Below are 9,633 nucleotides of genomic sequence, written 5' to 3' on the forward strand. Positions count from 1 at the left end.
AAAATTTTATTAAAAATATTAAGCGGTTTCTTTTTTCTTGATTAGCAGCTTCTTAGCCACTTCTACACATTGATCCAAACTTTGCTCAAAGGTGGTGCTCGTCTTCTTTACCACAATGTCTTCTCCGGGAACTGCCAGGATGATCTCTACGGTTTTATTGTCTTTTTCAGTTTTGTTTTCAGCTTTCAGGAATACCTTTGCTTCTACAATGCGGTCATAGTAATTTTCTAACTTATTTAATTTTTTCTCAATATGCTCTTCTAGCGGTGCGTGTGGTGTAAGTCCCATGGACTGTACTGAAATTTTCATAATAAATTATTTTAAATTATACATTGGTTAACGTCATCCTTGGCTGGTCAGTTCTTTTTCATCGCTCTGGGATGGGCACGGTTCAGTACCTCTTTCAGTTTTTCAATATTGGCATTCGTGTACACCTGGGTAGATGCCAGGGATGAGTGGCCTAATAGTTCCTTGACTTTGGAGATTTCTGCGCCGTTTTCCAGAACATGGGTCGCAAAGCTGTGCCGCAAAATATGTGGGCTTTTCTTCTGCTTTGTACTCACCATACTAAGATACTTATTAACCACCGAATATACAAATTTTTCTCCCAACTTTGCTCCTTTTTTATTCACGAAAAACCATTGTTCATTTCCGGTGGCAGGACGGCGGAGTTTGCTGTAATTCTGCAGGCGGTCTGCCAGTGCTTCTGAAATTGGAACAAGCCTTTCTTTATTGCCTTTTCCTGTTATTTTAAGTTCTTTTCCGGCAGTGTCTACGTGTGTGGTGAGCAGGTTGCATAATTCTGCTTTTCTGATCCCCGTTTGGTACAAGGTCTCTATGATGAGTGCGGAGAGCGGGTTCTCATTTAAGGTTTTCAGGTGCTGCAGGGCTTCCATCTCGTCTGTGGAGAATGCGATTTGCTTTTGCGGATAGAACTTCAGGGACTTGATGCTGTCCATGGGGGAGGTTGGTAGTACATTTGTTTTCAGGAGGAACAGATAAAAGCTTCTTAACGATGAAATCTTACGGTTGATGCTTCTTTTGGCAATGTGATTTTCGCTGAGATGAACCATGAAATTGCGAACCGTTCTTTTGTGAGCCAGAGTCAGATCTTCTGTCCCTTCTGTCTCCATAAGAAATAACCGGAAATCCTGAAGATCTTTTTTGTAACTGGTTACCGTGTGCGGAGAGTAGCGCTTCTCCAGTTCTATGTGTTCCAGGAATTTGTTGATCATGGTCATGTTGTAAACAAAAAAATCACTTTCCAAATATAACGATTCGGAAAGTGATTATGGTATTTCGTGAAAGAAAATTTATGCCTGCTCTTCTCTGCTGGCCTCTCTTTGCTTATGAGCTGCTTTTTGCTTAGCCTGTCTGGAGATCACAGAAGGTTTTACGAATTGTTGTCTGCTTCTTAAAGCTCTTACAACTCCCGTTTTGTCAAATTTTCTTTTGTATTTCTTAAGTGCTCTGTCTATAGACTCTCCGTCTTTTACTGGAATTATTAACATAGTTTACATCTCATTTTGGACTGCAAAAATATAATTAATTTTTATAATGACCAAATTTTTCATAAAATCAGAAAGGTTTAGGAAAATAATTATTACTTTTAACACCTCAAAAACAGTTAACAATTTGGTTTATACGCTCTTTCTGCTCATGGTGCACGGTCACGCTTTTTTGAAGTTGGCAGCAAGCCTTTATCTTTACCATATTGTGACTTAAATAATATTGTATACATGAAAAATTCTTTAATACTGATATGTTTGCTGTTTTCCCTGAATTTCATATTCGGGCAGCAGGCCAGATCCGGTGCTGTTCCAGCTACACCCAGTGCCAAAAGCATGCTTGCGGGTAACTTTATAGATGTAAATGCTGGCGGATACCCTCAGACCAACTATACCATTCAGCAGCTGATAGAGCAGGTGCTGATTACCGGTGGCGGTAACTGTACTGCCAATGTAAGCAATGTAATTGTCTCCCCGAATCTTTCTGTGACCAATACGAACAGATCCTGGGGTTATTTTCATAAAGGTACTACCAATTTTCCTTTTACTGACGGCGTGGTTTTAATGACCGGACCTGCCCGCACTGCTGGAAATAATTTTATTCCCGCCACGCTGGCCGGTGTGCTGGGCACTGCGGGAGATGCAGACCTGGCTGCCGCTATTGGTGTTCCTACAGGAAATCTGGAGGATGCCACCTATATTCAGTTCGATTTTGTGCCGGTGACCAGTGAAATTACTTTTAATTATATTTTTGCCTCTGAAGAATATGAAGGCAGTTTTGCCTGCAGCTATACAGATGGTTTTGCATTGCTGCTGAAACGGGTAACAGACCCGAATTATGTGAATATGGCGGTGCTGCCCGGTGGTGCCGGACCCGTGAGTGTGACGAATATTCACCCTTACCTTTCATCGTCTTGCCCGGCAGTTAATGCACAATACTATGCCGGAAACAATACGGCTAACATAGAGACCAATTTTGCAGGCCGTACCATACCGCTTACCGCTACCGCTACGGTGATTCCCGGCGAAACGTATCGTTTTAAGATGGTACTGGCAGATTATAATGACACCAGTCATGATACCGGGGTTTTTCTTCAGGCCGGATCGTTCAATATCGGGGTACAGCTTACCGATCCTTCAGGGAACCCTTTGCCCTCTACAATGGATATCTGTGAGGGCTCATCACAGGTTTTGAATGCGGCAGTACCTATTGCCGGTGCTACTTATCAGTGGTATCTTGGCGCCAATCCCATCCCCGGTGCAACAAACAGTTCTTATACAGCTACTCAGGCCGGGGTGTATTCTGTTCAGGTTCTGGTTCCCGGCACCTCCTGTCCGGGTACTGCCGAAATTACCATTAATGTGCTGCCTGTCCCTCAGGTGCAGGATGCGGCACTTGATTTGTGTTCCGGCGGAACCACCGGTACTTTTAATCTTACCAGTGCACAGCCTTCCATCAGTACCACTGCGGGCGCTACATTTTTATACTATCTGAATCAGGCAGATGCGCAGGCCGGTAACGCAAACACTATCGCCAATCCTGCGGCACATACTTCCGGAAGCGGAATCGTGTATGTGCGGGTCACTTTGGGTCAGTGCAGTGTGGTGGCACAACTTACATTAACCATTAACCAGTCACCGGCACAGCCTGTCATTACCGCTTCGGCCAATGCTATTTGCGGTGCAGGAAGTGTGACGCTTACCTCCAGTGCGGCATCGGGCAATACCTGGTCTACCGGTGAAACTACTCAGAGTATTACCATTACCACACCGGGAACCTATACCCTTGTGGTAGCGGCTGGAACTTGTACCAGTACTCCTGCCACCATTACCATTGCAGGAGATGCGGATCCGAACATCTCCATCACCGGAAATACATTCTTCTGTACCGGTGGTTCCACTACGCTTACTGCTTCCATCACAGGTACAGGTTATACCTTCTTATGGTCTAATGGTGCTGCTACTGCCAGCACAGTCGTTTCTACCCCCGGAACTTATACCGTAACGGTCACCGGGCCGGGAGGATGTCCGTTTACAGAATCTGTTACGGTTACCGAAAGTGCAGTTCCTGCAGGACAGAATGCTGCGCTTTCAGAATGTTCTCCGGCTACGGACTTTACCTTTGATCTTACCTCTGCAGAAGCTGCGATGAGCAGCACACCGGGGGTGACTTTTACCTATTATACCAATATTGCAGATGCTAATGCCGGCAATGCGAATAATATTCCCAATCCTGCAGCGCATACTGCTCCGACGTCCGTGGTATATGTCAGAATCAGCAGTGGAAACTGTTTTGTCGTGGTAGAACTTCAACTAACGGTAACGGTCATTCCAGATCCGGTCATTACACAATCTGCACCTGCGATTTGTGGTACGACTCCGGTGACTCTTACCTCTAATTACGCCACAGGAAACGTATGGTCTACCGGTGCTACCACGCAGTCCATCACTGTTTCTACCCCGGGAACTTATAGTCTTACGGTAAGCAATGGTGCTTGTGTAAGTCAGGCAGTGAGTGTGAATGTGGTGCAGAATGCGGATCCTAACGTGACCATTACCGGTAATCTGTCCATTTGCCAGGGTGCCAATACAACTTTGACGGCTAATGTTACCGGAAGTGGTTATACTTTCCTGTGGTCTAACGGATCTACGGCACAAAGTACTGCTGTAAATGCGGCCGGAACTTATACGGTAACCGTGACCACTCCTGCAGGTTGTCAGTTTACCGCAAGTGCGACGGTAACTGTCGATGCACCCATTACCATCAATATAGCACAGCCGGCTCAGATTACCTGCACCAATACCACAGTCACTCTGAACGCTTCGGGATCTGTTTTCCAGGCCGGAGCAACCATCCAGTGGACAGCCTCTGCGGGCGGTAATATTGTAAACGGTGCAAATACCCTGACTCCGGTAGTTAATGAAGGAGGAAATTATACATTGACCATTACCAATAATTTTGGAAACAACTGCAGTCAGCAACAGACTGTGACAGTAGTGGAAAATAATCTTCCGCCGAATATTACCCTTACGGCACCAAAAATTACAATATGTGAAGGTGAAACCATCACACTGACCGCTGCAGGTGCACAGACCTATACCTGGGATACACTTCCGGGCTCCGGCAATACGCAGGTGGTTTCTCCTGTGGCTACTACCACCTATACTGTAACCGGTGTGGGAGCTAATGGTTGCCAGGGAAATACGGCTACCATTACCATCACGGTGGTGCCTGCTATTGTTTCTACTCTGGCAGATGTACAGTTCTGTGAAGGACTGGATAATGTAATGGATGCGGGATCCGGACCCAATTATACGTATGTATGGAATACCGGCGAAACAACCCAGACCATTACCGTGAATACGCCGGGCACCTATTCTGTGACCATCAATAATGGTGTCTGTTCGCAGGTGTTTACCGCCAATGCTTCTTATACAGAAGTGCCGCTGGTAACCGATGTGCTGTACGAAAATAATACCCTCACCATCACAGTTCAGAATCCGGGAACAAATCTGGAGTACTCCATAGACGGAGGCGTGACCTGGCAATCGTCTAATATTTTTGCCAATATTCTGCGGAACACGACTTATTTTATCTCGGTAAGAGAAAAAGGAGAGACCTGCTACAACACCGTAGAGTATCTTACATTCTTTATTGGTAACGCCATCACTCCGAATGGAGACGGCATCAATGATCATGTGGATTTCACGGGGGTGAGTAAATACAAGAATTTCAGTGCAACCATTCATGACCGCTACGGCAAGGAAGTATTCCGGGCCACGCCGTCTAAAACCGTTTGGAGTGGTAATTACACCAGCTTCCAGGTCTCTTCTGCGACCTATTGGTATCAGGTGACCTGGACGGATCCGATTTCCAATCAGCCGGTGATTCGTAAAGGTTGGATTCTGGTGAAGAACCGGGAATAAAAGACGTGTTCATACCTCATACCAGGCTGCAATATTTTTGCAGCCTTTTTTTATGTCTGAAATCTGGCGGGTTTGGAATGAAATTTTCATATCTTTGCAGACTTCTTATCAAAGAATTTGGGGTTGACTGGTTTCGACAGCAAGATCAATGGGTAAGTAAGCATGCAGAGAACCGCAGCGCGATCTCTTTAATCCCTTGCTGCAGAATTTTAACTGGCAACGAAGAGTATGCTCTTGCTGCTTAATCCGAAGTTTAGTAAGATTAACGTTTTTCCCGAAGTATAGTAAGGAAACAAGATGTCCCGCGGAAGTTCTGTTCTGCTACGTCCGGGTACGGGGCATAGGAAATGCGGAAATAAGTTCCGGAAGGCTTTGGTCCGGGAACGAAAAATAAAGAAGCTAAGTGCAAAGTTGGGTGTTTGTTCTCTGCTTTACAACGAAAACCAAAAACAAAATAAGCATGTAGAAAACTTGCGTATTGCTTGTTTGGACGAGGGTTCGAATCCCTCCAACTCCACTAATTGAATTATAACCGCCTGTTTATCAGGTGGTTTTTTTTTGTTTGGTCTGCAAGTCTTTAACAATCTAATATTGTAATTTTTTTGCCGTTTACAAAATAAGCGTCCAGAATTTTGCTTTCGGAGTCTGGTTTTTCAGGGGCAGTGGAAGTAGAGGTCGCCGGGAATTTTGGCGAATCTTCCCTGGGTTTGGGTTTATAACCGGGATTGGTCACATTCACATTGGTTTGGCTGGAAGTGACAATCAGATATGTTGTGAAAGAATTGTTTTTTTAGGTTTTTGTATTTGTCTTTTTCCGGAGTTCCTTTTTTCCAAATGTGTTTACTTGCAAGTGGTGAAGTAAATTGGAATTCTTTAGAAGAAATTATTGATTGGTATATTACATTTTATAAATTATAATAAAAATGCGAAACAATAAATTATATTTAGAAGAAATGATGAAATTTCAAAAAAGTTTTAACAGAAGACCTTCCAACTCGTCTTCGGCGATATTACTTTTTAGAAATTATCTTACATATTTAGAAAAATGCGAAAAAAAGTTAGGGAAAAATTTAGAGCCCATTCAAAGAAAGGATTTCCATAACTTATTAGCAGATTTAGATTTAATGGATAAGATAAAAAGTTTTGATAATTTTTCAAAAGATCTCACAACAGTACAGTTAGAAACCTTTCCAACTGGTAGGTTTTATGACCGCTACTTTGTTTATCTGTATATTTTATGGGAAACCTTTAAGAACGAAAAAGAATTGAGAGATTTATCAAATATTAATCCATATATTTTTGTTATAAAAATATTAGAAAGATCAAATAATATTTTTATTTATTCCAACCAATTCAACATTGGACATATTACTTTCAATAACTTTAATAAATATGAAGGTTATGTTTTGCCGAGTTTAGACGACAAGTTTTTAGACTATATTGACAAGTCATTTTCTGATATTCCTAACCAAGATGAAACAAATAGGTTATGGGAAGAATTTCAAAAAATGTAGTAAACAATTCAGAATTAAATTTTTAAACTTGATAATTTAACCAACTTAGATGATTTTGCTGATTTTGCTGTGAAAGCTGTAGATATTAAAGGAAAAGAAAGGTTTAATGATACTGAAATCAAATTTTTATACAATTTTTTCACTGAGCATTATCATAAAGGAAATAGGTTTGAAATACAAATGGAATCCGTACTTTATACCTGTAAAAGTTGTCAAAAGTATCTGCAGGCTGCACAGAACTATGCAAAATCCCAAGGAAAAGTAATTGAATTTAAATTTATATCGCATCATGAAGCTAAAGGAATGAAAAATGTTAAAAAATTAATACCGTAAGTAAATATGGAAATACAATACATGCAATATTTAAGAGATAATCCCAAAAGTTCATCGGGAGCTACGTTCTCAATTGAACCTATACCATTGTCTGAAATTCAATACTTAGAAACAAAATACAATAATGGTGTAATTTTTCCAAAAGCATTGAGAGAGTTACTGTTTTTAGCTGGAGAATATTGTTATGTTCTCGACTATAATATTTATGATAGTCAAGAAGAATTACAGGATGAGGCAAGAGAATGGTTGCAAAAGTATAATAGAAGTATTAGTCGTCCATTTTTTGCTATAGACGTTTATAATGCGGGAGAACAATTTTTATTTGTCTATCTGGACGAAGGGGATGATCCTGTGGTAAGATCTGCATATTTACCACTCAGGGACGATGTTCAGTTCATCACAAATCTTATGAACGAAAAACTGTCTCATTATATCAAAAGTTCAATAGATGAAATAAAACAAGGCTTTAATCCTTTTTAGTTGAAAATAGATATTAATTAAACTAATTTGAAATGAGCACCACTATTATTTACGAAAATGAATTTGGAAATGGAGTTATAGATGAAGAAATATTTAATGATTGGATTGAAAACTCCTTATTAGGTTATAACAGAAATGTTGTTGTTCAACCTAATGATAGTAAAGTAATTATGCCCAGATGTGCAGATTGCTTCTCTATTGCGGACTAATTAACTTTTATACAATAAAAATATGAATATAACATATTTAACAAAATTGCAAGAAAATCCCGTGAAAGGCTCTTTTTCCAATGAACCTTTAAGCTTAAATGAAATTCAGCAACTTGAGAACTTATATTTTTCAGGAAATTCTTTTCCTAAAGCTCTCGCAGAAATGCTTTTTCTTGCCGGACAATATTGTATCGTCTTAGATTTTGGAGATAATGATAATCAGCAAGAATTACAAGATTATGTAAGAAGCAAAAATTTAAGAATTTGATTGCACATGAATATATTGAAAGCAGATTGATTGATGAATATGGTGTTAACTATAGGTCACTAGATTCATTTGCCGCTTTACAACCTCATAACTTTGGAGCTCATGATATAGCACCAACACTTAATAATCTTTATGCTTCTTTAGAAAGACTTCATCAGCCCCCAATTCCTAATGATAATTTAACCAATTTAGATGAAATTGTTGATTGGTTTGTAAACTTTTATAAATTATAGATAATGATAGAAATTATGAAAAAGAAAGAAAAAGTAGATAATGAAATTAAAAAGCTGTTATTAAACGAAAAAAATATTTTTTCCGAAAATCATAACAATTATGTATCAAGTATATTATTGTTTAAAGATTATATATCCAAACTAAAAGATTATAAAATTTTACTTTTTAATGAATATCAAACTTTTGGTTTATCATTAAACTTAGAGTATAATAATTTAATTTTAGATTTTAATAATAATTTAAGGTCTGAAATACTTCCGTACATGGATTTTCGAAATTACCTGTATGAAAATTATCAGACTAATTTATTGAGTGGGAGGTATTTCAATGGTTTTTTTATTTATTTATTTATTTATTGGGAGGTTTACAAAAACGAGTTGACATTAGATGGTAATATTTCGAATCCATATTATGGGCTTATAAAATTGTTTAGAAACGATTGTATACATAGATATGAAGGGATAAATGTATCAAATATTACCATGAGAAGCAGTAGCATGAATCTAAAGTTACCTTCTATAGAAGATGATTTTTTGGCTTACATTGACTCAAAATGCAAACTTATTGGAAGTGCCGGAATCCCTAATCAAGAAAAAGTGAATGAACTTTGGGAAGAGTTTAAAAGTTTAAATAAAAACGAATAAAAAAAACAACAATATGCCCACCTCGCCAACACCCACCAACCGATATTATCCACGGCTTTCCTCAGTGGTTTCGGAAAACGATATTCCGGATGTATTAGGATTTATAAAGACAGGAGTTGTTGAATTACTATCCATCAGTGTTAAGTTTAATTATCAAGAAAATTAACAAAATATTAACTGGTTTACACACTAATTGATAAAGAAAATGCGTTAACTTTAAAGAAACAAAAACACAAGTTCTATGCCGACGGTTCCTTCAAATGCTTTGGCAACTTCCTCTGACTCTACGGGTAGAAATGTTCGTGCGGAATGGGCTGCGGAGTCTTTTTTCTTTTTAGAAAAAGATAAAACGTTTTCGCAAACTGCCGATAATAAATTTGGAATAAAAGGAACAGGAGCAAGTTCTACCTTTAAAACCCCCGCTGGATTTCTATTTTGTCGCTGCTTCCTCTCCTAAGTCTTCTGACTTCGGAGCTTTGTTTATTCTCTGCAAAAAGTCTCCCGACTTTGCGTCAA

Annotated in this window: 11 protein-coding genes and 1 other RNA gene; 9 read left to right on the plus strand and 3 right to left on the minus strand. The window is 39.4% G+C overall.

All coding sequences use genetic code 11. The features are described 5' to 3' along the window. Window positions 1-18: 18 nt before the first annotated feature. The 3 genes from hpf to rpsU form a co-directional block, all read right to left on the minus strand. Window positions 19-309 (minus strand): ribosome hibernation-promoting factor, HPF/YfiA family, encoded by a 291-nt coding sequence (hpf, locus tag LKO26_RS02190; RefSeq protein ID WP_227586187.1) that lies wholly within the window; start codon window positions 307-309, stop codon window positions 19-21. A 47-nt stretch (window positions 310-356) separates the two neighbouring features. Beyond that, window positions 357-1,235 (minus strand): tyrosine-type recombinase/integrase, encoded by an 879-nt coding sequence (locus tag LKO26_RS02195; RefSeq protein WP_227586188.1) that lies wholly within the window; start codon window positions 1,233-1,235, stop codon window positions 357-359. A 78-nt stretch (window positions 1,236-1,313) separates the two neighbouring features. Beyond that, window positions 1,314-1,511 carry a 30S ribosomal protein S21 gene (rpsU, locus tag LKO26_RS02200; protein WP_227586189.1) on the minus strand — a complete coding sequence of 66 codons (198 nt, stop codon included), beginning with the start codon at window positions 1,509-1,511 and terminating at the stop codon, window positions 1,314-1,316. Between the two features lie 228 nt (window positions 1,512-1,739). On the opposite strand from rpsU, the gene LKO26_RS02205 reads away from it, so the two are divergent. From LKO26_RS02205 to LKO26_RS02245, 9 genes are all read left to right on the plus strand, one after another. Next, entirely contained in the window at window positions 1,740-5,435 is a 3,696-nt protein-coding gene (locus LKO26_RS02205) for a choice-of-anchor L domain-containing protein (protein WP_227586190.1), read from the plus strand. Between the two features lie 119 nt (window positions 5,436-5,554). Then, window positions 5,555-5,955: a transfer-messenger RNA gene (gene ssrA, locus LKO26_RS02210) on the plus strand. 403 nt (window positions 5,956-6,358) lie between these two features. Then, on the plus strand, window positions 6,359-6,949 hold the full coding sequence (locus tag LKO26_RS02215; RefSeq protein ID WP_227586191.1) for a hypothetical protein: 591 nt from the start codon (window positions 6,359-6,361) through the stop codon (window positions 6,947-6,949). A 354-nt stretch (window positions 6,950-7,303) separates the two neighbouring features. Beyond that, complete coding sequence (locus tag LKO26_RS02220) at window positions 7,304-7,762, plus strand: hypothetical protein (protein ID WP_227586192.1); 459 nt, start codon at window positions 7,304-7,306, stop codon at window positions 7,760-7,762. 32 nt (window positions 7,763-7,794) lie between these two features. After that, window positions 7,795-7,971, plus strand: coding sequence for a hypothetical protein (locus LKO26_RS02225; RefSeq protein WP_227586193.1), 177 nt, complete (start codon window positions 7,795-7,797; stop codon window positions 7,969-7,971). A 22-nt stretch (window positions 7,972-7,993) separates the two neighbouring features. After that, on the plus strand, window positions 7,994-8,239 hold the full coding sequence (locus tag LKO26_RS02230; RefSeq protein WP_227586194.1) for a hypothetical protein: 246 nt from the start codon (window positions 7,994-7,996) through the stop codon (window positions 8,237-8,239). Beyond that, window positions 8,236-8,472 (plus strand): hypothetical protein, encoded by a 237-nt coding sequence (locus LKO26_RS02235; RefSeq protein WP_227586195.1) that lies wholly within the window; start codon window positions 8,236-8,238, stop codon window positions 8,470-8,472. Before LKO26_RS02230 ends, LKO26_RS02235 begins: the two co-directional genes overlap by 4 nt. Before the next feature lie 15 nt (window positions 8,473-8,487). Continuing rightward, window positions 8,488-9,117, plus strand: coding sequence for a hypothetical protein (locus LKO26_RS02240; RefSeq protein ID WP_227586196.1), 630 nt, complete (start codon window positions 8,488-8,490; stop codon window positions 9,115-9,117). Between the two features lie 241 nt (window positions 9,118-9,358). Further along, window positions 9,359-9,574 carry a hypothetical protein gene (locus LKO26_RS02245; RefSeq protein WP_227586197.1) on the plus strand — a complete coding sequence of 72 codons (216 nt, stop codon included), beginning with the start codon at window positions 9,359-9,361 and terminating at the stop codon, window positions 9,572-9,574. Window positions 9,575-9,633 lie beyond the last annotated feature (59 nt).

The sequence above is a fragment of the Chryseobacterium sp. MFBS3-17 genome, from assembly GCF_020687745.1.
In the GTDB taxonomy this organism is placed as follows: domain Bacteria; phylum Bacteroidota; class Bacteroidia; order Flavobacteriales; family Weeksellaceae; genus Marnyiella.

Excerpts from the sequence above, each read along its gene's own strand:
- rpsU (WP_227586189.1), bottom strand. The coding sequence starts at position 1,511 with ATGTTAATAATTCCAGTAAAAGACGGAGAGTCTATAGACAGAGCACTT.
- LKO26_RS02215 (WP_227586191.1), top strand. The coding sequence starts at position 6,359 with ATGCGAAACAATAAATTATATTTAGAAGAAATGATGAAATTTCAAAAA.
- LKO26_RS02240 (WP_227586196.1), top strand. The coding sequence starts at position 8,488 with ATGAAAAAGAAAGAAAAAGTAGATAATGAAATTAAAAAGCTGTTATTA.
- LKO26_RS02230 (WP_227586194.1), top strand. The coding sequence starts at position 7,994 with ATGAATATAACATATTTAACAAAATTGCAAGAAAATCCCGTGAAAGGC.
- hpf (WP_227586187.1), bottom strand. The coding sequence starts at position 309 with ATGAAAATTTCAGTACAGTCCATGGGACTTACACCACACGCACCGCTA.
- LKO26_RS02245 (WP_227586197.1), top strand. The coding sequence starts at position 9,359 with ATGCCGACGGTTCCTTCAAATGCTTTGGCAACTTCCTCTGACTCTACG.
- LKO26_RS02220 (WP_227586192.1), top strand. The coding sequence starts at position 7,304 with ATGCAATATTTAAGAGATAATCCCAAAAGTTCATCGGGAGCTACGTTC.
- LKO26_RS02225 (WP_227586193.1), top strand. The coding sequence starts at position 7,795 with ATGAGCACCACTATTATTTACGAAAATGAATTTGGAAATGGAGTTATA.
- LKO26_RS02205 (WP_227586190.1), top strand. The coding sequence starts at position 1,740 with ATGAAAAATTCTTTAATACTGATATGTTTGCTGTTTTCCCTGAATTTC.
- LKO26_RS02195 (WP_227586188.1), bottom strand. The coding sequence starts at position 1,235 with ATGATCAACAAATTCCTGGAACACATAGAACTGGAGAAGCGCTACTCT.